24 protein-coding genes are annotated in these 21,106 nt (G+C 66.5%); 15 read left to right on the top strand and 9 right to left on the bottom strand.

Annotated features, from left to right (window positions below; all coding sequences use genetic code 11):
• Window positions 1–5: 5 nt before the first annotated feature.
• Window positions 6–1,076, top strand: a complete 1,071-nt coding sequence (locus ACFWO8_RS11160; RefSeq protein WP_378947818.1) for a YbhN family protein — start codon at window positions 6–8, stop codon at window positions 1,074–1,076.
• Here the strand turns inward: ACFWO8_RS11160 and ACFWO8_RS11155 are convergent, their stop codons facing one another.
• Both ACFWO8_RS11155 and ACFWO8_RS11150 read right to left on the bottom strand, forming a co-directional pair.
• On the bottom strand, window positions 1,077–1,433 hold the full coding sequence (locus ACFWO8_RS11155) for a DUF3054 domain-containing protein (RefSeq protein WP_378947814.1): 357 nt from the start codon (window positions 1,431–1,433) through the stop codon (window positions 1,077–1,079). It abuts the gene before it with no gap.
• Window positions 1,434–1,515: 82 nt separating this feature from the next.
• Window positions 1,516–3,102 carry an NTF2-like N-terminal transpeptidase domain-containing protein gene (locus ACFWO8_RS11150; RefSeq protein WP_378947810.1) on the bottom strand — a complete coding sequence of 529 codons (1,587 nt, stop codon included), beginning with the start codon at window positions 3,100–3,102 and terminating at the stop codon, window positions 1,516–1,518.
• Between the two features lie 490 nt (window positions 3,103–3,592).
• Between ACFWO8_RS11150 and ACFWO8_RS11145 the strand changes: the two genes are divergently transcribed.
• Together ACFWO8_RS11145 and aroQ are read left to right on the top strand one after the other, a co-directional pair.
• Window positions 3,593–4,153 carry a hypothetical protein gene (locus ACFWO8_RS11145; RefSeq protein WP_378947807.1) on the top strand — a complete coding sequence of 187 codons (561 nt, stop codon included), beginning with the start codon at window positions 3,593–3,595 and terminating at the stop codon, window positions 4,151–4,153.
• Window positions 4,154–4,361: 208 nt separating this feature from the next.
• Complete coding sequence (aroQ, locus tag ACFWO8_RS11140; RefSeq protein ID WP_378947804.1) at window positions 4,362–4,808, top strand: type II 3-dehydroquinate dehydratase; 447 nt, start codon at window positions 4,362–4,364, stop codon at window positions 4,806–4,808.
• On the opposite strand, the gene ACFWO8_RS11135 is transcribed toward aroQ, so the two are convergent.
• Window positions 4,805–5,251, bottom strand: coding sequence for a nitroreductase/quinone reductase family protein (locus ACFWO8_RS11135; RefSeq protein WP_378948234.1), 447 nt, complete (start codon window positions 5,249–5,251; stop codon window positions 4,805–4,807). The two genes, aroQ and ACFWO8_RS11135, sit on opposite strands and share 4 nt — an antisense overlap.
• A gap of 181 nt (window positions 5,252–5,432) precedes the next feature.
• Between ACFWO8_RS11135 and ACFWO8_RS11130 the strand changes: the two genes are divergently transcribed.
• From ACFWO8_RS11130 to ACFWO8_RS11120, 3 genes are read left to right on the top strand one after another with little or no spacing between them, the layout of a single operon-like run.
• On the top strand, window positions 5,433–6,362 hold the full coding sequence (locus ACFWO8_RS11130; protein WP_378947801.1) for an ABC transporter ATP-binding protein: 930 nt from the start codon (window positions 5,433–5,435) through the stop codon (window positions 6,360–6,362).
• Window positions 6,359–7,207 carry an ABC transporter permease gene (locus ACFWO8_RS11125; RefSeq protein WP_378947798.1) on the top strand — a complete coding sequence of 283 codons (849 nt, stop codon included), beginning with the start codon at window positions 6,359–6,361 and terminating at the stop codon, window positions 7,205–7,207. Before ACFWO8_RS11130 ends, ACFWO8_RS11125 begins: the two co-directional genes overlap by 4 nt.
• Window positions 7,197–7,433 (top strand): helix-turn-helix transcriptional regulator, encoded by a 237-nt coding sequence (locus tag ACFWO8_RS11120; RefSeq protein ID WP_067455043.1) that lies wholly within the window; start codon window positions 7,197–7,199, stop codon window positions 7,431–7,433. The genes ACFWO8_RS11125 and ACFWO8_RS11120 overlap by 11 nt, the downstream gene beginning before the upstream one ends.
• A gap of 63 nt (window positions 7,434–7,496) precedes the next feature.
• On the opposite strand, the gene ACFWO8_RS11115 is transcribed toward ACFWO8_RS11120, so the two are convergent.
• Window positions 7,497–8,378: an NAD(P)-dependent oxidoreductase gene (locus tag ACFWO8_RS11115; RefSeq protein WP_378947793.1), complete on the bottom strand. Its 882-nt coding sequence runs from the start codon at window positions 8,376–8,378 to the stop codon at window positions 7,497–7,499.
• A gap of 143 nt (window positions 8,379–8,521) precedes the next feature.
• Between ACFWO8_RS11115 and ACFWO8_RS11110 the strand changes: the two genes are divergently transcribed.
• The gene (locus ACFWO8_RS11110; RefSeq protein ID WP_378947790.1) at window positions 8,522–8,917 is read left to right on the top strand and encodes a winged helix-turn-helix transcriptional regulator; all 396 of its coding nucleotides are present in this window, start codon (window positions 8,522–8,524) and stop codon (window positions 8,915–8,917) included.
• Here the strand turns inward: ACFWO8_RS11110 and ACFWO8_RS11105 are convergent.
• Window positions 8,912–10,039 carry a glycerate kinase gene (locus tag ACFWO8_RS11105; protein ID WP_378947787.1) on the bottom strand — a complete coding sequence of 376 codons (1,128 nt, stop codon included), beginning with the start codon at window positions 10,037–10,039 and terminating at the stop codon, window positions 8,912–8,914. The two genes, ACFWO8_RS11110 and ACFWO8_RS11105, sit on opposite strands and share 6 nt — an antisense overlap.
• Window positions 10,040–10,646: 607 nt before the next feature.
• Between ACFWO8_RS11105 and ACFWO8_RS11100 the strand changes: the two genes are divergently transcribed.
• Window positions 10,647–10,958 (top strand): GNAT family N-acetyltransferase, encoded by a 312-nt coding sequence (locus ACFWO8_RS11100; protein ID WP_378947784.1) that lies wholly within the window; start codon window positions 10,647–10,649, stop codon window positions 10,956–10,958.
• Here ACFWO8_RS11100 and ACFWO8_RS11095 read toward each other — a convergent pair.
• Window positions 10,952–11,710, bottom strand: a complete 759-nt coding sequence (locus ACFWO8_RS11095; protein WP_378947780.1) for a lysophospholipid acyltransferase family protein — start codon at window positions 11,708–11,710, stop codon at window positions 10,952–10,954. The two genes, ACFWO8_RS11100 and ACFWO8_RS11095, sit on opposite strands and share 7 nt — an antisense overlap.
• 106 nt (window positions 11,711–11,816) lie before the next feature.
• Here ACFWO8_RS11095 and ACFWO8_RS11090 point away from each other — a divergent pair, with 106 nt between their 5' ends.
• From ACFWO8_RS11090 to ACFWO8_RS11080, 3 genes are all read left to right on the top strand, one after another.
• The gene (locus ACFWO8_RS11090; RefSeq protein WP_378947777.1) at window positions 11,817–12,455 is read left to right on the top strand and encodes a YqgE/AlgH family protein; all 639 of its coding nucleotides are present in this window, start codon (window positions 11,817–11,819) and stop codon (window positions 12,453–12,455) included.
• Window positions 12,456–12,521: 66 nt separating this feature from the next.
• A complete protein-coding gene (locus tag ACFWO8_RS11085; RefSeq protein ID WP_378947774.1) occupies window positions 12,522–13,031 on the top strand; it encodes a sigma-70 family RNA polymerase sigma factor in 510 nt (169 codons plus the stop codon).
• Window positions 13,028–13,726 carry a zf-HC2 domain-containing protein gene (locus tag ACFWO8_RS11080; protein ID WP_378947771.1) on the top strand — a complete coding sequence of 233 codons (699 nt, stop codon included), beginning with the start codon at window positions 13,028–13,030 and terminating at the stop codon, window positions 13,724–13,726. Before ACFWO8_RS11085 ends, ACFWO8_RS11080 begins: the two co-directional genes overlap by 4 nt.
• Window positions 13,727–13,777: 51 nt before the next feature.
• On the opposite strand, the gene ACFWO8_RS11075 is transcribed toward ACFWO8_RS11080, so the two are convergent.
• From ACFWO8_RS11075 to ACFWO8_RS11065, 3 genes are all read right to left on the bottom strand, one after another.
• Window positions 13,778–14,560 (bottom strand): ABC transporter permease, encoded by a 783-nt coding sequence (locus tag ACFWO8_RS11075; protein WP_378947768.1) that lies wholly within the window; start codon window positions 14,558–14,560, stop codon window positions 13,778–13,780.
• A complete protein-coding gene (locus ACFWO8_RS11070; RefSeq protein WP_378947764.1) occupies window positions 14,557–15,516 on the bottom strand; it encodes an ATP-binding cassette domain-containing protein in 960 nt (319 codons plus the stop codon). Before ACFWO8_RS11070 ends, ACFWO8_RS11075 begins: the two co-directional genes overlap by 4 nt.
• Before the next feature lie 113 nt (window positions 15,517–15,629).
• A complete protein-coding gene (locus tag ACFWO8_RS11065) occupies window positions 15,630–16,157 on the bottom strand; it encodes an EXLDI protein (RefSeq protein WP_378916194.1) in 528 nt (175 codons plus the stop codon).
• 140 nt (window positions 16,158–16,297) lie between these two features.
• Between ACFWO8_RS11065 and ACFWO8_RS11060 the strand changes: the two genes are divergently transcribed.
• Genes ACFWO8_RS11060 through ACFWO8_RS11045 form a run of 4 tightly spaced genes read left to right on the top strand, consistent with a single transcriptional unit; the run spans window position 16,298 to window position 20,683 of the window.
• Entirely contained in the window at window positions 16,298–17,986 is a 1,689-nt protein-coding gene (locus ACFWO8_RS11060; protein ID WP_378947760.1) for a thiamine pyrophosphate-binding protein, read from the top strand.
• Window positions 17,983–18,642 (top strand): SRPBCC family protein, encoded by a 660-nt coding sequence (locus ACFWO8_RS11055; protein WP_378947757.1) that lies wholly within the window; start codon window positions 17,983–17,985, stop codon window positions 18,640–18,642. The genes ACFWO8_RS11060 and ACFWO8_RS11055 overlap by 4 nt, the downstream gene beginning before the upstream one ends.
• Before the next feature lie 2 nt (window positions 18,643–18,644).
• Entirely contained in the window at window positions 18,645–19,658 is a 1,014-nt protein-coding gene (locus tag ACFWO8_RS11050) for a 3-oxoacyl-ACP synthase III family protein (RefSeq protein WP_378948231.1), read from the top strand.
• Window positions 19,655–20,683, top strand: a complete 1,029-nt coding sequence (locus tag ACFWO8_RS11045) for a pyridoxal phosphate-dependent aminotransferase (protein WP_378947754.1) — start codon at window positions 19,655–19,657, stop codon at window positions 20,681–20,683. The genes ACFWO8_RS11050 and ACFWO8_RS11045 overlap by 4 nt, the downstream gene beginning before the upstream one ends.
• Window positions 20,684–21,106 lie beyond the last annotated feature (423 nt).

Genomic DNA, 21,106 nt, shown 5'->3' with positions numbered 1-21,106 from the left:
AGACCGTGACGGCCGACGGCGACCTAACAGGCGCACCGGCCGAGCGCCGCCGCCGGTTCGGGTGGGTCAAGTGGGTGCTCGGCGCGGTGGTCCTCGCGCTGCTCGTCGGCGAAGGCGTGTATCTGTGGCCCCGCCTGCACGAATCCTGGCGCACGCTCACCGAGATCCACTGGGGTTGGCTGTTGCTGTGCATCGTCTTGCAGGCGATGTCGATGAGCGGATTCGGACGCGTGCAGAAGCAACTGCTGCACGCGGGTGGGGTGGACGTCAGCCAGGGGAAATCGGTTTCGGTGGTCTACGGCGCGACCGCGATGTCGCTGACGCTGCCCGCGGGCCAGGTCTTCTCCACCGCGTTCACCTACCGCCAGACCCGGCGCTGGGGCGCGAGCCCGATCGTCGCCTCCTGGCAGCTGGTCTTCTCGGGTGTGGTCGCCGCCGCCGGGCTGGCACTGATCGGGATCGGCGGCGCCGCGCTGGTCGGGCAAGGGATCGGGTTCAAATTCGTCGTCTCGCTGGTGGTGCTCGGCCTGGTCGTGTTCATCGGCAACTATCTCGCCCGCCATCCCGGCACGCTGGAGGCCATGCTGCGGCGGGTGCTCGGGCTGGTCAACCGGTTGCGTAAGAAGCCCGCCGATCACGGCATCGCCAACCTGGCCGAGATCCGGGCGCAGCTCGAGTCGGTCGATCTGGGGAAGAAGGACGCGGCGCTCGTCGGGGTGTGGGCGCTGCTGCACCGGTTCGCCGACGTGGCGTGTCTCGGCGCCGCCTGTTTCGCGGTCGGTGCCGATCCCAAGTTGTCCGGGCTGCTCATCGCGTTCGCGGCGGGCAAGGCGGTGGGGTCCATTCCGTTCGCGCCGGGCGGCATCGTCTACGTGGACGCGACGCTGATCTACGGTCTCACTGTGGGCGCGGGGTTGCCCGCCTCGCAAGCCGTCGCGGCCGCGTTCGTCTACCGGCTGGTCAGCTTCATTCTGGTCGCCGTCGTCGGCTGGATCGTCTTCGCGTTCCTGTTCCGCACGCCCCAGGCCGACGACGAAGAATACGAACAGGAATTCAAGCAGCAACGACGAATCTGATCACCGCAGTGCGCGAATGGCCGCCCGCCAACCCAGCAGGAACAGCGCGAGCACACTGGCCGCGACGATCATGAAACTCAGGGCGACACCCTGGCCGCTGATGGCACGCAAGACCATTCCGCCGACGAGGGTACTGGCCCAGATCAGGATTCCGGCCGGCCACAACGCCGTGGCGTCGAACCTCGTATTCCGCGCGACGAGCACCGCTAACACCCAGCCGAATATCAGCCCTAACCCGAAGGGCCACACCGTTTTCAGAAGACCGGCGATGACAGCCGAATCATGGCTGCGCCTGCCGATCGCGCAGAAAACGATCACCAACAGGGCATCGATTCCGAACGGCGCGTATCTCTTCACCGAGGTAGCGTAACCGGTCAAGATCGACTGCGAGTCCAGCATTACACCCACTGACCAGTGAGTACATGGGTAACTCGCCGGCCTACGGCTCCGGCGTGGCCAGCGATTTCAGCAAGACGGCCGCGAGTCGTGAAGTGGCGTCACTACTGTCGACGTCGGCGATGTGCACCGCGAAGACCAGATCGCCCATCGTCGCCAGCAGCCAACCGTCGGTGTCGCCGGTCGCGGCGAACGCGGTGATATCGCGGAATCCACGCAGCGCAGCGGTTTCCGGCTTGCCGATGCCCTCGTTCATCATTCCGCGCAACCGGTCGACCGCGGGCTGAGGCAGCGCGGGAACGGGCGTATCGGTGGTGCCCGGGTTTCCTGCCACGATCATCGGCGGCACCACCGAGCCACGCGAGATCGCGGCGGCCGCGATGGCCATGCCGAAGGGGCTGACCTGCACCGCATCGGCACCCGCGCCTTGGCGCACCTGTTCGGTGCTGCGGCCGGGCGCGCTGATCCGCCCGGTCACCTCGTCGAGCCCGGCCACCTTGAAGTCGACGCCGACGCCGAGCGCGGTGGCCGCCTCGGCCGCTTCCTGCACCGTGACTTCCTGCGGCGGCTTGTTCTTGGTCGCCGCGGCGACGGCGCGGAACAGCTCCATCGTGCCGCCCGCCGGGAACAGCCCGGTGAAGGCGACCGGGCCCTTCGCGGTCGCGTAGGAGTTCTGCGCCACCGCGACGACCGCGCCGGTCGAGGGCTGGATGGCCACGACAGTGGCCGCGGTCCCCACGCTCACCACCGCGGACTCGGCGGCACGCTGCAGTCGCTGATCCAGCGTCGCGGCGATATCCGGCCCGGCAGGCCCCTGATATCCGGCCACCTGCTTGACGAACCTGCCGTCGGCCTCGAAGATCTGCACACCCCAGCCCGACGTCGCGTCGAGGCTGTCCTGCCATACCTCGTGCAGCGCGTCGAGCATCGGCGAGCGCGTGCGCCGGTCGGCGGAGATCAGTTTGGTCTGCTTCTCCATCACCACGCCCGGCACCTTGGCCATCTGCGGTTCCAAGATCGCGAAATCGCCCTCACGCAGGTTCACCGCGACGATCGGCTTGCCCTGTGAGCCCGCCAGCTGCTGCATCAGCGATGGCCCGGTGATGAGCGACGCGACCGGTTCGATGGCATCGGCGAGCGCGTTGGTGGTGCCGACGAGATCGCCGGTGCGGCTCGGGTCGATCTTGATGACGTTGAGTGTCTGCTCGGTCATCAGCGCCTCACCCGGCAGGTCGACAACCTTCGGCGGTGGGTTCGCGGTCGTACGCACGAGCTTGACGGTGCGATCGTTCTCCAGATACGGCATCACCACCGCGGGCTCCCAGGAGATCCGCCAGCCGATGGCGAGCTTGCGGACGGTGCCCTGCAGTGTGTAGGTCCAGTCCTTCTTCTCGCCGAAATTCCAGGCGACCTCCATGCTGAAGATCGCCGACTGCTTGTCGAGGTCGATAACCTGTGAGGCCTCGTAGTCGACGGTGCCCGATTGCATGCCCTCGAAGATTTGCTTCATGGTTGCCGATGCGGCAGCGGGGTACGAGGTCAGGTCGGCGGCCTTGCCGTAGTCCTGCGCATCGAGGAGCTCGGTGAACCGCTGGACCACCGTCTCCGACTCGCTCGTCTTCCCACCCACTCCGCACGAGCACAGTGTGATGGCGAGGGTCGCAACCCCCGCGATCGCCATTGCGCCCCGGACGCGAAAGCGGCGGGATCCCCACACATCCATATCGCCCACTCTTCACTCTTGCCACTCCGGTAACAAATCCACCGTACCGGAAGTTGACCCGTCTCCAATGCCCCGGTAAGTCGGGCCACTGCCCGACCTCGACGCTTCGATTGTGCCGGAAATCTCGCCCGAATGAGGGTCCGTTTTCCAACCTCGCCCAGTAAGCGGCAACAACTGCAGTGTCAACCGTACCGACAGCCGCGCCAGCTGGTGCGGATCTCGCATTTGTCCGGCGATTCAACGCGAGGGTACCCAGGCCGGCTACCTCCAACCGCCACGGCGTCGACCTCGCCGGGCCGGTACGCACCTGTTCACGCAGAGCGGAATCCACTGCACCGGTATCGGCGTAATCTTGTAATCAACGCAAAGTGCGCAACAGAGACAGCAGGTGATTTCCATGCGGAACGACCGACGCGAACGCGGATTCGGCCGACCCGGCGGTTGGCAGCAAGCCGACCTCCCCGATCCCGCCGACGCCCCCGACTGGTTCGCCGGACGATTGCCCGCCGACTGGTTCACCGGACCGGTGGAGATCGAGATCGACCGCGACGAGATCGTCGTGGTCGGCGAACTGCCCGTCCCCGGCGACGCGAGCACCCCAACAGCCACCAAAGAAGGCGCACTCGCCCGCTTCCGCGAGTCGACCCGCCCGGCCCGCATGCAGATCGCCGACGAGGCCCAGCGCCGTTACGGCCGCAGCGTCGCCTGGGGTGTGCGAGTAGACGGCGAACGGATCCTGTTCACCCACTTGGCCGTCCCCGTGATGACCCGCCTACGCCAGCCCGAACGCCAGGTCCTCGACACCCTCATCGACGCCGGCGTAGCCCGCTCCCGCGCCGACGCCCTGGCCTGGACGGTCAAACTCGCGGGCAAACACGCCGAAACCTGGCTGGCCGAACTCCGCGAAGCCATGCGCAAGGTCGACGACCTGCGCTCAGAGGGACCAACGGGCTTGTAATCGCCACCCCCACCGGAACGGGTACAGCCCTGTAAGTCTCTACCCAAAGGGCCCCGCCCTGATCTGGACTGACCGGAGGGTGCGACGAAGGAGTGCCCGGAGGGAGGGAAGATCAGGGCCCCCCAGGGGCCCGCTCGAGCGCGCCAGCGCTCCAAAAACACAGCCACCATACGACCCGTGGCGGGTACACCTAGATACAGTGGCCTGCATGCAAACCGAGCAGACCACTGGTCCGATCCTGATAATCAACGGCCCGAACCTCAACATGCTCGGTACCCGTCAGCCCGAGATCTACGGCGCCGACACCCTCGACGATGTCGTCGCGCTGTGCGAACAAACCGCCACCCGATTCGGCCGCAAGATCGTCGCGTTCCAGTCCAATCACGAAGGCGCGCTGATCGATCGAATCCAGCAGGCCCGCGGTGAGGTATCGGCCATCGTCATCAACCCCGGCGGCCTCACGCACACCTCGGTCGCGCTGCGCGACGCCCTGGTGATCCCGGAGGTGCCGATCGTCGAGGTGCACATCAGTAATGTGCACGCGCGCGAGGAGTTCCGGCACCACTCGTTCGTCTCCCCGATCGCCACCGCGGTTGTCGCGGGGCTGGGAATCCATGGCTATGCCGCCGCCATCGAGTTCTTGAGCAAGCACTAGGAGAGTCGGAAAACGGGGAAACCCGGTGCGATAGCGACCAATTCGGCATCGGTCGCGTCCTTGGTGACGCCGTCGAAGAACTTGCCGACCTCCCAGCCCCACTTCTCCAGGTACAGCCGAAGCAGCGGTACCTTGTCGGCGTCGACGACCTCGGTGGCACTGAACTGTTCGGTTTTGCGGCCGAGGCGCAGTTCGCCGTCGCCTGCCACCCGCAGATTGCGCACCCACTGGACGTGCCCACGCGGCGCGACCAGGTAGCGCTCCCCGTCGGCGGCCGTCATCACGTTGACCATGGTGGTGCGCCATTCACCGCTCTTGCGGCCGCGCACGGCCAGCAGTCGCGAACCCATGATGCTGATCCCCAGCTTGGGCAGCAGGTTGGCGATCTTGTTGACGATCGGATCGATGCCGGTCGGGGGGAGGTGGCGGGTGGCGTTGTCCATGTTGATCACTCCTGAACTGTGAGCACTGCTCTCTGTTGAGAACAATCATGCGCGGCTCGTGGTTCAAAGTCAAGAGCAGTGCTCACGGTTTTCGAAGTGCCCCCTTTTCGGCGAAGTATTGCCGCGATAAAATGTAGTACGTATGCTACATTTCATCGAAGGTTGATGACTGGGAGGACTCATGACTTCGAACAACAACGTCGTTCTCGATGTCGCGCAACTACGGATGCGATACGACGAGACAGACGTCCTGCACGATGTGACATTTCAGGCCGAGCGCGGCGAAGTGCTCGTGATGCTCGGACCCAACGGCGCGGGCAAAACCACCACGATCGAGATCCTCGAGGGGTTCCGCAGGAGGTCGGCCGGCCGGGTCGACGTGCTGGGGGCCGATCCCGAACACGGTGACGAACTCTGGCGCGCCCGCATCGGCGTCGTGCTCCAGTCCTGGCGTGACCACGCGAGATGGCGGGTGCGCGAACTGCTCAACCATCTCGGTGGGTACTACCTGCCGTATTCCACAGACCGCGTCGTAAGACCCTGGGACACCGATGAACTCATCGAGCTGGTCGGCCTGACCGAACAGCGCGATGCGAAGATCGCCACCCTCTCGGGGGGCCAGCGACGCAGACTCGATGTGGCGATCGGCATCGTCGGCAGACCGGAACTGCTCTTCATGGACGAACCGACGGCCGGCTTCGATCCCGCCGCCCGGCGCGACTTCCACGACCTGGTGCATCGACTGGCCGATCTGGACGAGACCACCGTCCTGCTCACCACCCACGACCTGGACGAAGCCGCGAAACTGGCCGATCGGATCCTGATCCTGGCCGGCGGCCGGATCATCGCCGACGGCTCCCCGGAGGAGCTCAGCGCCGCCACCGCGGGCGAGGCCGAGGTGCGCTGGACCCGCGACGGTCAGCGTTTCGTCCATACGACGACCGAGTCGACCAAATACGTCCATGAACTGTTCAAACAGCACGGTGAACTGATCGAGGACCTCGAGGTGCAGCGCGCGTCGCTCGAGGACACCTACATGGCGCTGGTCCGCCGTTTCGAATCCGATACCGATGCCGAACCCGTCCGTTCACTGCAGGAGGTCACGCGATGAATCCCACGCTGGTAGCGGTCAGGGGTGGCTTGGCCGCGATGTGGATCGAACTGCGGCAGCTGTACACCAACGGGACTGGCCTGATCGGCCAGTTCCTCACTCCCACACTGTTTCTGATCGCGATCTTCTTCCTGCGCGACCGTTCCTACCACGATACCGAGCTATCTCTCGGTGAACTGGCGGTGCCCGGCCTGCTCGGCAGCATCATCGCGTTCAACGGCCTGTACGGGATCGCCGAAGTCCTCGCCCTAGACCGGGAGGACGGAACCTTGTTGCGCGCCAAGACGATTCCGAACGGCATCCTCGGCTACCTCATCGGCAAGATCGGTACGAACGCGGGCGCGGTACTCGTACAGCTGGTGGTGGTGCTGGCCATCGGTGCCGTGATAGTCGGTGGCTTGTCGGCGCCCGGCGGCGCCGTGATCACGCTCGCCTGGGTGATCGTGCTCGGCCTGCTGGCCACCCTGCCGATCGGCGCCATCCTCGGCGGGTTGATCGTCGGCGCCCGTGACATCTTCCTGCTCACCCTGCCGTTGATGGGACTGATCGCCATCTCCGGCATCTGGTACCCGATCACCGCACTCCCCGGCTGGGTGCAGGGACTGGCCCAGCTCTTCCCGATGTACTGGCTCGGCCTCGGCATGCGCTCGGCGCTGCTGCCCGCCGAGGCGGCGGCGATCGAGATCGACGGGTCGTGGCGGCACCTCGAGACCGTCGCGGTGCTCGGCGTATGGTCGATCGTCGGGTTGTTGCTCGCGCCGATCGTGTTGCGGCGTGCGGCCCGCCACGAGTCGGGATCCAGCGTGGCCGTCCGCCGCGAGAAAGCGATGCAGCGTGCCTTCTGAGGTCATCTACAACCGCATCGCGATGTTGCGCGCCGAACGCGGCATCTCGCGGCGGGACCTGGCCGAAGCACTCGGCGTGCACTACCAAACCGTCGGCTACCTCGAACGCGGCGAATACAGCCCCAGCCTGCACCTCGCCCTGCGACTCGCGGCCTATTTCGAGGTAGCGGTGGAAGTGGTGTTCTCCACCGAGCCGTTCCCGAGACTGGGCGCCGAGACCGCATGAAAACCGTCCAGCACTGTTGTGCTGGACGGTTTTTCGCGGATCAGGGACAGTCGCCGACGGATTTCACGACGCCTCGCCGCGCATCAACGCATAGGTCGAAACCGCATTGCCCGAAGATTCGCTGGCGATGAGGGCCTTGCGCCAGTACGACTGCGCGAGATGCGAGAACCCCGCGTCGACGCCGACTTCCTCGCTGGCGTCGATGATGTGCTGAGCGCCCGCGTCCATCATCCTGAGGTTCGCCACGTCGGCCCAGCCGCCGTCCTGGTTCGCCACGGAGAACTGCTCCATGAAGAACGGGAACGCCTCGCTCGAGCGGATCGCGAACGGCACGAACTGGGCGATGTCATGACCGGACTTCGCGATCACCGCGGTCGCCTGGTCGAAGGCGAGCAGCCACGGATGGAAAATCGTCAACAGTGCCTGGTAGAAGACCTGCGCGAGGCCGTCGTCGGCGCCCAGGTATTCCTGCGGGCTGAGCGGGCGCAGGAGTTCGGCGTGCGCGTCGAATACGGCTTTCGGGCCGCTGTAGAAGATGTAGGACGCCGGATGGACGATATTGTCGCCCGCCGACATCACGCCGCCGGAGAGGAATTCGGCGCCGCGCTCACGGACCCACTTCGCGCCTGCTCGCGCCTTGTCCGGCGAATCGGAGGACAGGTTGGCGATCACCTTGCCCGGCAGCTGGTCGACGGCCTGACCGAGCACGTCGTACATGGCGTCGTAGTGGGTCAGGCTGAGTACGGAGACCTCGTTGGCGGCGAGCGCCTCGGCGACGGTGTCGGCGCGCTTGGCACCCAGCGCCACCAGCGCGTCGACCTTGGCGGTGCTGCGATTCCATACCGTCACCTCGACGCCTGCTTCGAGGAAGGCCTTGACCATGGCCTGACCCATCGGGCCGAGGCCGAGAACGGAAACGGAACGGGGATTGGTCTGCTCGGACATTGTGTGGCCCTTCGATTCTCGCTATTGGATGGTTCGGCGCCGCTTTCCATGGTGTCCGCGCGGGTATCGTTCGGGAAGACCGAACGTTCCGGTGTGGTTGCTTACCTAGAGGTTCGAAATACGGTCAGAAGGGTGCGCCGAAGATGAGTAGTGACGCAGATCACGATGTGTGTGGCATGAGCCTGGCTATCGATGTTGTCGGCGGTAAATGGAAGCTGCACCTGATGTGGGTGCTCGGCGCCGGGCCGCAGCGGTTCGGCCAGATCCGGCGGCTGCTCGACGGCGTGAGCGAGAAGGTGCTCGCCGAGAACCTGCGCCATCTGGAGAGCACCGGCGTGGTGCGCCGCGAGATCTTCCCCGAGATCCCGCCGCGGGTGGAGTACTCGCTCACCCAGCTGGGCGAAACCCTGCGCCTGGCACTGGAGCCGCTCGAATCCTGGGGCGATGAGCACCGCGCGGCGTTGAGCACCGCCGCCCGCACGTCCGCCCCAGCGCCTTCGCCCTCGGCGAATCGCGCGGTGGGTGTCAGCGCGTCATAGCAAGTGTTCCACGGCGATTCGCTCGCCGATTCGCTCGAGCAGGTTCGCCGCGGCCATGATCGAGCGCGCGGGATCGGGCTCCAGGTCGCTGAGCGGATAGCAAGCGGCGAACCCCGCGGCTCGAATCTCCCCTGGCGACAACAGAGTTCGACCCACCGCCGCGACCACCGGCACCCCCGCTCTCTTGGCCGCGGCCGCGACCCCGACGGGCGCCTTCCCGTGCATGCTCTGATGATCCAGCGAGCCCTCACCGGTGACAACCAGCGTGGCCCCGTCGACCAGCGTCGTGAATTCCAGCAGCTCGAGCAGCACATCGATCCCGCTGCGCACCTGCGCCCCCAGCACCGCGAGCACCCCGAACCCGGTACCACCCGCCGCACCCGCTCCACCGATCTCGGCATAGCCGGTACCCAGCACGGCAGCCCAATTAGTGAGCCCTGCTTCGAGTTTCACCATCTGCCGAGCATTGGCCCCCTTCTGCGGCGCGTACACCGCCACCGCACCGGCAGGTCCGAGCAACGGATTGTCCACATCGCAGGCAAGCGTGAACACAGCCGTGGAGACCGCCGGATGCAACCCGCTTCGATCCACCGAGGCAACCTGCTCGAGCATCGCGGCCACATCCCCGACCCCCGCCAATTCCCGCCCCTCCCGATCGAGCAGCCGCAATCCGAGCGCCCGCAACAATCCCGCCCCGCCATCGGTCGACGCACTCCCACCGAGCCCGAGCACGATCTCACGAGCCCCCGCGTCGAGCGCGTGCGCGATAGCCACCCCCAACCCGAACGTGTCGGACCGCAGCGGATCCAGCCGCCCACCCGGCAACTTCACCAGCCCCACGGCAGCCGCCAACTCCACCACCGCGGTATCGCCGCGCACCGCGTACACCGCCGTCGAAACCTCCCCCGTCGGCCCAGGCGCGGCGAGCTCAACGCGCTTCCACCCCGACGCCACGAAAGCGTCGACCATCCCATCGCCCCCATCGGCCACCGGCACACACCGCACCCGCGCCCCCGGCGCCCGCCGAGCAATCCCCCGCCCCAACGCCTCAGCAACCTCAGGTGCCGACAGCGAACCCTTGAACTTGTCCGGTGCAAGCACAACGAGCGGTCCACGAGTCATCCCGACATCCTCCGCCCTGAGACCAAAACCCGCATCCCCGCAGTTCCAGCCACACCGCACACCCAGATCCGCCACGCGAACGCAGCACCAACCACACCACGCACCCCAAGACCACCATGACCACACGCCCCAACCACACCGCAAACCCCGAAGTCCGCAGCCCGACCGCACTCCCAGCCTCACCCCACACCCCGAAGACCACAGCCCTACCGCACTCCCAGCCTCACCCCACACCCCGAAGACCACAGCCCTACCGCACTCCCAGCCCCACCGTGCACCCCAGGTCCGCCATGACCGCACTCCCAGCCCCACCGTGCACCCCAGGTCCGCCATGACCGCACTCCCAGCCCCGCACCCGCGACCCCTGGGGAGCGGCGGCCACGAAGTGGCCGGTCCGCGGCCGGGTCGCCGGTTAGCGCTCGAAAGCGCTGCGCCGAAGGCGCTAGTCTCGAGCGCTAACCGGCGGCCCTCAGGGCCGCGGACACGCGCGCGCCAGCGCGCCAATAAACACAGCGTCAAACCTGCCTGGGACTACCACCGCCCGGTCCTCCCCCAACGACCACCGAACAATAAGGGCCAAAACCAACCAACACGGTAACGTCGACCTATGGCGACCGAGGTCCGCAACAACACCGCACTCGAGCGGTTCGAACTCACCGCCGACGGTCAACCCGCCGGCTACATCGAATACCAGGACACCGGTGACGAACGCGCGCTGGTCCACACCGAGATCTACCCCCGATTCGAAGGCCGCGGCTTGGCGAACATCCTGGTCAAGTCCGCACTCGACGCCAGCCGCGACCAAGGTTTCAGTGTGCTGCCGATGTGCCCGGTGGTGCTGCATTTCATCACCACCCATCCCGATTACATCGCCTACGTCCCGCAGCGAGCCAGAGAGCTGTTCGGCCTACCTCAGTAGCGCGCGACGGCCCCGTCGACAGCCAGTTGCAGCTCTTCTTTGACGAGCCTGGCGATGTCGGCGGGCCGCTGCGGCAGCTCGAGAATCGGCGCGCGGAAGTACGCGACCCCGGACACCGCCTCGGCCGCGGTCGTTTCGACGGTAGCGTCGCGGTTCCCGTAGTTCATCCCGATGGCGACCAGCGCGGGCGCGGCATCCAGTTTGGCGGCGCGGAACGCGATATGCCCGATCCCGCTACCGACCGCCTGCACCTTGGTGTGATCTACCTCATTGCAGGTCCCCTCGGGGAAGATCGCGAGGTGATCACCGGCCGCCAACCGCTGCGCGCACACATCCATCATGCGCTGACCTGCGGCATTGACCGCCCGAATCCCGTGATCCTTGCCGCGGAACACCGGAATCCCGCCCATCATGTCCACCTTGCGACGCTGCTCGGGATCGAGAAAGAGCTCGTCCTTGGCCAGCACCCGGATCCGCCCGATCTTCGAGCGCAACGGTGAGCGCCACGCCGTCGCCGCGATCGTGTACGGGTCGCTGGTCGACAGATGGTTGATCGCGAAGATCACCGGCCGCCCACTGCGGACCAGCGCCTTCAACTGCCGTTTCGCGCCGTCGGCGAACGTCACGCGCGGCCGGAATCGCCGGGCCAGCACCGCATACGAGGCCAGCGCCTTCCATCTGTTCTGCTGATGCCGCAGGTAGTAGTCGTACACGGCGTCGTTATCGTCGAGCAGGACCTCGGGCAAGTGCATAGCGCGACCCTACCGGGCGATCCCACGGGTCCGCGCACGAAGAAATTCCGGTTCCGATCCGGTCTGCGGGAAGCGCGCATCGCCGCTCCAATGCGATGATGGCTCGGTGGCAGGCGGAGACGACCCGGACGAGCGCCGGACTCGCGACGGGCACGGTGACGACCGGCGGCGCGGTCAGCCCGCGATGAGCGTCCGCGCGGGCAACCTGCTGGTGTCCGCGATCGACCTGGTGGAACCTACGTTCCGCCGCACCGTGGTGTACGTGATCGAGCACAACGACGCGGGCAGCCTCGGCGTGGTGCTGAACCGGCCGAGCGAGACCCCGGTCGTCGATGTGCTGCCCGCCTGGGCCAACCTGGCCGCCACCCCGACCGACCTCTACATCGGCGGTCCGGTCAAACGCGATGCCGCGCTGTGCCTGGCGGTGCTGCACGCGGGCGTCGACATTTCCGAGATCCGCGGGCTGCGCCGGGTCGACGGCCGCGTGGTGCTGGTCGATCTGGACGCCGACCCCGCCGAGATCGGCCCGCTCATCGAGCAGGTCCGGATCTTCGCCGGGTACGCGGGCTGGTCGATGGGCCAGCTCGACGGCGAACTCGACAACGGCGACTGGATCGTGGTGTCGGCGCTGCCGTCGGACCCGATCGCCACCGACCGCCACGATCTGTGGGCCGCGGTACTGCGGCGCCAGCCGTTGCCGCTGGCATTGCTGGCGACACACCCGATTGAACTCGAACGCAACTGACACCGTTACTCCTTCGACGAGCAGGAGTGACAGATGAATTACGACGAGCAGTGACCAGGGCCGCCGATGAACGACGGTCGAGACGAATTGATGCGCGCGCTCTACGCCGAGCACGCACCCGCACTGTGGCGTTTCACCCTCTGTCTGGTGCGCGATCCCGGCCGGGCCGAGGACATCGTGCAGGAGACGCTGCTACGCGCCTGGCAGCGCCCCGCCGTCCTGGAACAGACCGAAACCTCCCCGCGCGCATGGTTGTTCACCGTGGCTCGTAATCTCGCGGTCGACGAGCATCGCAGCGCCAGGCACCGGCGCGAGTTCGGTACCGACACCCCGCCGGAGCAGGTGAGCCCCGACCAATCGGATCGGGCGCTCGACGGCTGGCTGGTCGCCGACGCGCTGAGCACGCTGAGCCCGGATCATCGCGAGGTGATCGTGCGGGCCTACTATCGCGGCCTCGGCATGGCCCAGATCGCCGACGAATTGGGCATCCCACCGGGAACGGTGAAATCGCGCCTGCATTACGGCATGCGCGCCATGCGACTGGCGCTACAGGAGATGGGGGTGACGAACCGATGACCGACCTCGCCGACGAGTACAGCACCTGGGATGCTGCCTATGTCCTCGGTTCCCTCGGTGCCGCCGAGCGGCGCGAATACGAGACGCATCTGCTCGATTGCGCGCACTGCCAGCAGGCGGTCGCCGAACTGTCCGGGATGCCGGGCATGCTCGGTCTGGTCGACCGTGAGACCGCGCTGTCGATGATCGAATCGCCGGATCCGGTCGCCCCGCAGGTCCCCGACCTGATCCCGGCTCTGGCCGCGGCCGCCGAACGGCGCAGGAAGCGGCGGCGCTGGGTGAGTGTCGGGAGCGCGGTGGCGGCTGCCGCGGCCGCGGTGGCGATCGCGATTCCGGTGACGGTCACCGTGGCGAACTCGGAGACCTCGACCGAACAGATCGTCGCGGAGCAGCAGATGCAGGCGGTGGAGCAGACACCGGTGAGCGCGCAGGTGAAGCTGGTCCGCGACGGCGACCGCACGCGCCTGGTAATGACCTGCCGCTACGCGCCGAGCGCCTACGGCTCCGGCTACAACCGAACGTACGGGCTGGTGGTGACCGCGGGTGAGCAGCGGCTCGAACTCGACCAGTGGCCGGCGGGCCCCGGCACCGAGTTGACGGTTGATCGCACCATCGACGCCCCACCGGATTCGATCAGCAAGGTGGAGATCACTTCCATCGATTCCGGCCGGACTGTCCTGGTCGCCCAGGTCTGAACACAGAACGGTCCGGCCTCCGCGAGGAGACCGGACCGTGTGCGCGACAGGCTACTTCGCTTGTTTGCTGAAGATCGACTTCGACCACAGGAAGCCGCCGCCCGCGATCACCGCGCACCAAGCCAGCGCGATCCAGCCGTTGGCGCCGATCTCGGTGCCCATCAGCAGCCCGCGCAGCGTCTCGGTGATGGGGGTGAAGGGCTGGTATTCGGCGAACTGGCGCATCCCGACCGGCATCGTGTCGGTGGCTACCAGGCCACTGCCGAGGAAGGGCAGCAGCACGATGGGAAATGGTGCGTTGCTGGCACTTTCGGGAGTCGGCGAGAGCAGGCCGAGCGCGATGGCCAGCCAGGTGAAGGCGAACGTCACCAGTGCGAGCAGCCCGAACGCGCCCACCCACTCCACCACGTTCGCGTTCGGCCGGAAGCCGACCAGCATCGCGACGGCGGTCATCGCGACAACACCCGCCATCGCCTGGATGAGCGCGCCGAGCACGTGCCCGGTGAGTACCGAGGACTGCGAGATCGCCATTACCCGAAAGCGATTCACGATCCCCTTGCTCGCGTCGGTGGCGATCGAGACCGCTACCGACACCGTCAGATAGGCGGGCAACAGCAACATCATGCCCGGCGCCAGATAGTCGATATAGCTACCGCCCGACGACTTCTCGAGCGCCCCGCCGAAGACGTACTTGAACACGAGCATCAGCACGATCGGCATGATGATGATGCTGAACGTCATGCTCGGATAGCGCTTGACGTGAATCATGTTGCGCCGCAACATCGTCATCGTGTCGGCGAAGGCGTAGGACTTGGACTTGGTCAAAGTGGTCATCGCAGTGACTCCTGCTCGATGGTGGCGCGGCCGGTGAGGGTGAGGAAGACGTCGTCGAGGTTCGGGGTGTGCACGGAAATGCCGCCCGCTTCGATGTTTTCGGTATCGAGCAGGTCGAGCACGGCGCGCAGGGAGCGCACGCCGCCGTCGCTCGGCACGGCGAGGGTCAGCCCGTCGGTGCCCTCGACGACCTTCGCCGTCGGGCCGAACGCGCGCTGGGCGGCCGCCACGTCGGGCTGATCGGTGAAGTCGATGCGGATGTGGCCGCCCGGGATCAGTCGCTTCAGTTCTGCCGCGGTGCCTTCGGCGACGATCCGGCCGTTGTCGAGTACGGCGATGCGATCGGCCAGGTGGTCGGCCTCCTCGAGGTACTGGGTGGTGAGGAAGACGGTGACGCCGAGATCGTCGACCAGGCCGCGGATGATCTCCCAGATGGAGCGGCGGCTGCGCGGGTCGAGGCCGGTGGTCGGTTCGTCGAGGAAGATCACCCGCGGATTGCCGACCAGCGTCATCGCCAGATCGAGCCTGCGGGTCATGCCGCCGGAGTAGGTGCTCGCGGGCTTGTCGGCGGCCTCGACCAGGTCGAACCGTTCCAGCAGTTCCACTGCCAGAGCGCGGGTTTCGCGGCGCGGTAGATGGTTCAGGTCGCCCATCATCTGCAGGTTCTCCCGGCCGGTCAGCAGCTCGTCGACCGCGGCGAACTGCCCGGTGACGCCGATCAGCTCACGCACCGCGCCGCGTTCGGTCACCACATCGTGGCCGCCAACGGCGCACTCCCCCGCATCGCCGGCGATCAGCGTGGTGAGGATCTGCACGGTGGTGGTCTTGCCCGCGCCGTTGGGGCCGAGCAGGGAGAAGACGGTGCCCTCGGCGACGGTGATGTCGATGCCGTCGAGAACTGTTTTGTCGCCGTATGCCTTGTGCAGGCCCCGGGCGGTGATGGCCGGGTTGACCATGATCGTCCCTTTCCATTAGATTGCATTCATTGTTGCGAATATGTGCATGAGTTATCGACACAGCCCCCAGGGGCTGCGGTTCGGGTGTTCGGCGTGTGGTTGTGGTCGAGGAGTTAGATGTCGAGTTCCTCGATCTGCGGGTGCGCGACGATGTCTTCGACCTTGCGGAACAGCTTGTCGGGGATGCGACCCTTGAGCGCCTTCAGGTCGTCGAGGATCTCGTATTCGTAATCGCCCCAGTCCCAAGGCCGGTCACCGATGCCGAACATCCGGCGCCAGTACTTCCAGTCCTTCATGTCACCGGCAGCCTCGCCGGTCGGGTAGTCCTCCCACCGCGCGATGTGCGTATGCAGCACCAGCTTGCCCTTGCGGCTGCGATAGACCTTCTGGTCCACCACCTCCCCGTCGCCGATGTCGCGCCATTCGCCCAGCAGGGAGCCGAGGAAGCGCACCTGCCGAACACCGTCGCGACCCACCTGCAAGACGACCTCCTCGAAGCCGGCCTCGCGGCCTTCTTCCAGCTCGATAAGCCTGCGCAGCGCGCTGACCACCGTGCTGGAGAGGTTGCCGCCGACGAGCTCCTGAGCCCGCTGGAACACCGGGAGATCGTCGTCGGATACGTAGATCGTCTTGTTGGGCATGAACTCACTATACGTATATGTGTACGTACACACAAGGGGTTGTTTTCGCCCACCCTCTGAACTCCCCCTCGGCGCGCCTCGTAGTCCAGGCAGACGCGGTGCGCAGCGGCGTCACATTTCGTCGCGGAGAAGGAGGGCCGATGCCGGACAGAGTGGTGGACTACCTGGTACGAACGGTAGCCGACCGGGGAATCACCCAGATCTTCGGCGTCGACGGCGCCAATATCGAGGACCTGTACGACGCGATCTTCGACGCGGGCGGTTCGCCTGCCGGAATCGTCGCCAAACACGAGTTCTCCGCGGCCACGATGGCTGACGGGTACGCGCGCAGCACCGGCGGGATGGGGGTCGTCGCAGCCACTTCGGGTGGTGGGGCCATGAATCTCGTTGCTGGTCTTGCCGAGTCGTTCACCTCGCGAGTGCCGGTACTGGCCTTGGTCGGACAGGCGCCAACCGGTCTCGAAGGGATCGGCGCATTTCAGGATTCGAGCGGCCTGGCCGAGTCCATCGACGCGGCAGCACTGTTCGCCACGGTGAGCCGGTATTGCGCCCGCGTGACCGACCCGGCCGAGCTACCCGCCCAGCTCGCGGCGGCGATCGCCGCGGCCGAGGGCGGCGGACCCGCGGTATTGCTGATTCCGAAAGATGTTCAGCAGCAGGTGATGCCGGAAGTTTCGATCTTGTCGCCGGTCCGAGATTCTTCGATTTCCCCCCTTGCGCCCGGAGTCTCCGCGCGCACCGTCGCGGCCGAACTCGCCGACGCCCGGCGTATCGGAAAGGTGGTGATCATCGCCGGTGATCAGATCGCTCGCGACAACGCCCGCGACGAACTCGCCGACCTGGTCGCCGCGCTCGACGCCGCCATCGGCGTAGCCCCCGATGCCAAGGATGCCTATTCCAACACCGGCCCCGGCTACTGCGGTGTCGCGGGCACCATGGGCCATCCCGAGCTGGTCGAGGCTTTGGGGGCGGCGAGCGCCTGCCTGCTGATCGGCACCCGACTGCCGGTCACCGCCCGCGCCGGCCTCGACGCCGCCCTCGCCGAGCTGCCGGTACTCAGCATCGGCGCACTACCGCCCTATCTGGCGACGACCCACACCACCAGCGCGGATCTCGCTGGAACCATCACCACGCTGCTGACCGGCCTCGGCGCGACGCCGACCACGAGCGCGCGCTCCGCCGAGCTCACCGCGATGACCGTCCCCGAAGCCGCGGGCCCCGGCCTGCGCTATCGCACCGTCGTCGAGGCCATCCAGCGCGCGCTGCCCGATGGCGCCGATGTTTTCGCCGACGCGGGTAACACCGGCGCCTCGGTGGTGCATTACCTACGGGTACCCGAGCGCGGACGTTTCACGGTCGCGCTCGGGATGGGCGGAATGGGTTACGCCTTCGGCGCGGGTATCGGTTCCGCGTTCGCCCGCCGCGCCGCGCCCGACGGCCCGCACCGCACCGTCGTCATCGCAGGTGACGGCTCGTTCTTCATGCACGGCATGGAGATTCACACCGCCATCGAACACGACCTGCCCATCACCTTCGTGGTGTTCAACAACAACGCGCACGCCATGTGCGTCACCCGCGAACAGCTCTACTACCGGGATCGCTACAGCTTCAATCGCTTTCAACCGTCCCATCTGGGAGCGGGCATCGCGGCCATGTTCCCCGGCCTGCCCGCCCGCACCGTCTCCGACGCCAACCGGTTGTCCGGCGCACTGGATCACAGCTTCGCCGCCACCGGACCGTCGTTTCTCGAAATCCTCTGTGACCCAGACGAAGTCCCGCCGTTTCAGCCCTTCCTGTCCGCCCTCGAATCATCCAGGAGCACCCCGTGACCACTAGCGCCCTGCCTGCCCTGTCCGACATTCCCGAGGAGGTGGTGCCCGGCGTGATCCGAATCGAGAACTCCGACCGGGAGACCACCACGCCGATCATCATGGACATGTTGCGTTCGGTGTACCCGCACGACCAGATCTTCGGCGACTACTGCCCGGTGCAGGCCTACATCGCCGCCCCGCCACGTGAGGTCTACGAATACCTCGCCGATACCCGCTCGCTGGAGGAGTGGACCTACAGCCTGCGCGGATTCACCGAAACCGCCGAGCCCGGCCTGTGGCTGTCCTACGACCGCCTCGGTGACGCGACCAAATGTTTCACCCGCACCGTCGCCCATCCCGACGCGATGACCGTCGACTATCACTGCGCGTGGGACCAGTCCGAGCACCTCTGGATGATCTATCTGATGCGGGTGGTCGACGCCCAGGTGGTGTTCAACAAGCCCGGTTCGGTGGTGACGTGGGTCAACTGCAAACACCCCTTCTACGACGAAAACGGTTATCCCGAAACAGCTCCGCCGAAGCGCCCGGTCTGGGTCGGCGATTTCTGGGAGATGTTCTCCGCCGGACACCAGCTCGAGCTGGACAACCTCAAAGCCATTTGTGAATACCGCGCGGCCAACGGGCTGCCGATCAAGCCGGAGTGGATGCAGTGAATATGCCGCAGGTGAGTCTGGTCGATGTCGCGAGCTATCTGCCCGGTGACCCCGTCCCGACCGACTACTTCACCCAGTTCTCGCGTTCGGAGCGGATGGCGAAGAACGTGATGTTCCGTTCGCCGACCGGCCGCCACCACATCGGCCGCGACGAAACCGCCGTCGACATGGCCGAGCAGGCGTTCGCCGTGCTGCGCGAGCGCCACGGCGCCGACCTCGCCGCCGAGATCGACATCATCATCACCCACACCCAACTGCCCGATAATCCGGTGCTCGGCGCAGGCCCCGAACTGGCTCGTCGACTGGGCGCTCATCCGTCGCAGGTACTCGACGTACACAACAGCGGTTGCGCGGCGTTCGTCCAGATGATGGCGATTGCCCGGATGATGATGGCCACCAGCGACGCGAAGACCGCGCTGATCGTCGCCGCGCAGAATTGCGCGGGCCCGGTGTTCACCCAGCCCGATATCCGGAAACTGGCGCAGGCGCCGGTGCCCGGTGACGGGTGCGGAATCGGCCTGCTGCGCAAGGACGATTCGGGCCCGATCCTCGATATCGAAACCCGGACCTATCCCGAATTCGCCGGTGATATGGACTTCTCCACAAATGGTTCGCGCAAGTACTGGGAGCCGGGCGAGGGCCAGGGCTGCGTGAGCTTCTCCGAATCCAAGATCACCAAGGTGTTCGCGCGCGGCAACCGGCTCGTGCCCGAGGTGGCGCTGGCGGTGTGTGCGCGGATCGGGGTGAAGAGCAAAGACATCGACACCTTCATCACCAATCAGCCGAATCGGCTGTTCCTGCGCAACTGGCACGACGCGCTGGAACTGCCCGCCGAACGTCATCCCGATACCTTCGATCAGTGCGGAAACCTGTTCGCAGCGGGCATTCCCGTGACACTCGACGCGGAGAACCGGGCAGGCCGGTTGCGCAACGGGTCGGTGGTGCTGCTGTCGGCGTTCGCGCACGCGGGCGATTTCGCCGGTGCGGCGGCCATTCGCTGGGGCGCCGCGCGATGACTGTGCGGCTGGTGGAACCGACGATCCCCTCCCGTCGGTTCCACACCACGGCGACACCAACGCTGTTCGACCTCGGTCTCAGCGAGAATCCCTTCCCGCCACTGCCTTCCATTCTGGTGGCGGTGACTACGGCGCTGACCCAGGCCAACCGGTATCCGGAGTTCCTTCCGGAGGAACTGCCGCGGGTGATCGCTGATCATCTCGGGGTCTCGCCCGACGACGTGGTGGTCGGTGCGGGAGCCACCGGTGTCGCGATGCAGGTGATGCGGGCACTCGGCGGCGGTGAACTGCTGACCAGCACACCGACTTTCGACGGCTACCTGATCATGGCCGACATGGCCGGGATGACGCTGGTCCCGGTCCCGCTCGACATCGGCGGCAATCAGGACCTGACCGCCATGCGCCGCTCGGTGAACCGGCGCACCTCGCTGGTCGTGCTGTGCCGACCCCACAACCCCACCGGGACTGTCCTCGACGCGGCGGCGGTCCGATCCTTCCTCGCCGCGATCCCCCGCCGCGCGCCGGTACTCCTCGACGAGGCCTATGTCGAATTCCTCGATCCGACAGACCGTCTCGACATCCGCACCCTGCTGCACCAGCATCCGAACCTGCTGATTCTGCGCACCTTCTCCAAGGCGTACGGATTGGCCGGGCTGCGGATCGGCTACTGCGTTGGCCGCGGCAAGCTGATCGAACGAATCCGACACCAGCAGTTGCCCTTCGGCATCCCCACCGCATCCATCGCCGCGGTGCGCGCCGCCTACGCCGCGGGCACAGAACTCCGCGACCGTATCGACCACATCAACCGCGAACGAGAGCTCCTACGAATGACATTGCGCGCCTGCGGCATCGACGTGCCCCGCAGTTACGCGAACTTCCTCTACCTGCCCGGCCCCGGCGTGGCCACCGCCCTCCGCCGCGCCGGCATCAAGGCAAAGGCTTACCCCGACGGTAGCGCCCGTATCGCGGTCGGCGACCCCGTCGCAGGCCGCGCCGTCCACGCCGCCCTCGTCGACCTGCGGTAATCAGTTCGGCAACGGAACCCGACCCGGTCCTGCCGCCGGGTCATCACGACCGGGACCTGGATCCCTCCACCAGGTCCCGGTCATCCGCGGTTCAATCCCCGCCGCCGCCCCCACCACAGCTGCTGCAACTACTGCAACTGCCCGAGCTCCCGCTGTCGCTCAACCCGCCGTCGGCCAACGTCCAATCCCCGATGTCGCCCTGTACCAACGAAGTGCTGGGTCCGCGCAGTTCAGCAGCTGCTACTGCCACCGCCACAACTGCTACTACTTCCACCGCCACAACTGCTGCTGCTCGACCCGGAGTCGCAGCTACCTGACCAACTGCCGCTGTCGCTGCTGCTGCTGCTGTACCAGCCGTCAGCGGAACTCCAACTGGTCGACCCGGAGCTGTATTGCCGCTGACGAGCACGAGCCAGCTCCCGA

This window comes from Nocardia sp. NPDC058480 (assembly GCF_042720495.1).
Lineage (GTDB): Bacteria > Actinomycetota > Actinomycetes > Mycobacteriales > Mycobacteriaceae > Nocardia.
The sequence above is the reverse complement of the archived record's forward strand: the minus strand, read 5'-3'. Positions and strand labels throughout refer to the sequence as shown.

Bases quoted from the DNA above. Each gene is read 5' to 3' on its own strand.
- ACFWO8_RS11145 (WP_378947807.1), top strand. From the start codon at position 3,593: ATGCGGAACGACCGACGCGAACGCGGATTCGGCCGACCCGGCGGTTGG.
- aroQ (WP_378947804.1), top strand. From the start codon at position 4,362: ATGCAAACCGAGCAGACCACTGGTCCGATCCTGATAATCAACGGCCCG.
- ACFWO8_RS11135 (WP_378948234.1), bottom strand. From the start codon at position 5,251: ATGGACAACGCCACCCGCCACCTCCCCCCGACCGGCATCGATCCGATC.
- ACFWO8_RS11130 (WP_378947801.1), top strand. From the start codon at position 5,433: ATGACTTCGAACAACAACGTCGTTCTCGATGTCGCGCAACTACGGATG.
- ACFWO8_RS11125 (WP_378947798.1), top strand. From the start codon at position 6,359: ATGAATCCCACGCTGGTAGCGGTCAGGGGTGGCTTGGCCGCGATGTGG.
- ACFWO8_RS11115 (WP_378947793.1), bottom strand. From the start codon at position 8,378: ATGTCCGAGCAGACCAATCCCCGTTCCGTTTCCGTTCTCGGCCTCGGC.
- ACFWO8_RS11110 (WP_378947790.1), top strand. From the start codon at position 8,522: ATGAGTAGTGACGCAGATCACGATGTGTGTGGCATGAGCCTGGCTATC.
- ACFWO8_RS11105 (WP_378947787.1), bottom strand. From the start codon at position 10,039: ATGACTCGTGGACCGCTCGTTGTGCTTGCACCGGACAAGTTCAAGGGT.
- ACFWO8_RS11100 (WP_378947784.1), top strand. From the start codon at position 10,647: ATGGCGACCGAGGTCCGCAACAACACCGCACTCGAGCGGTTCGAACTC.
- ACFWO8_RS11095 (WP_378947780.1), bottom strand. From the start codon at position 11,710: ATGCACTTGCCCGAGGTCCTGCTCGACGATAACGACGCCGTGTACGAC.
- ACFWO8_RS11085 (WP_378947774.1), top strand. From the start codon at position 12,522: ATGAACGACGGTCGAGACGAATTGATGCGCGCGCTCTACGCCGAGCAC.
- ACFWO8_RS11080 (WP_378947771.1), top strand. From the start codon at position 13,028: ATGACCGACCTCGCCGACGAGTACAGCACCTGGGATGCTGCCTATGTC.
- ACFWO8_RS11075 (WP_378947768.1), bottom strand. From the start codon at position 14,560: ATGACCACTTTGACCAAGTCCAAGTCCTACGCCTTCGCCGACACGATG.
- ACFWO8_RS11070 (WP_378947764.1), bottom strand. From the start codon at position 15,516: ATGGTCAACCCGGCCATCACCGCCCGGGGCCTGCACAAGGCATACGGC.
- ACFWO8_RS11065 (WP_378916194.1), bottom strand. From the start codon at position 16,157: ATGCCCAACAAGACGATCTACGTATCCGACGACGATCTCCCGGTGTTC.
- ACFWO8_RS11060 (WP_378947760.1), top strand. From the start codon at position 16,298: ATGCCGGACAGAGTGGTGGACTACCTGGTACGAACGGTAGCCGACCGG.
- ACFWO8_RS11050 (WP_378948231.1), top strand. From the start codon at position 18,645: ATGCCGCAGGTGAGTCTGGTCGATGTCGCGAGCTATCTGCCCGGTGAC.
- ACFWO8_RS11045 (WP_378947754.1), top strand. From the start codon at position 19,655: ATGACTGTGCGGCTGGTGGAACCGACGATCCCCTCCCGTCGGTTCCAC.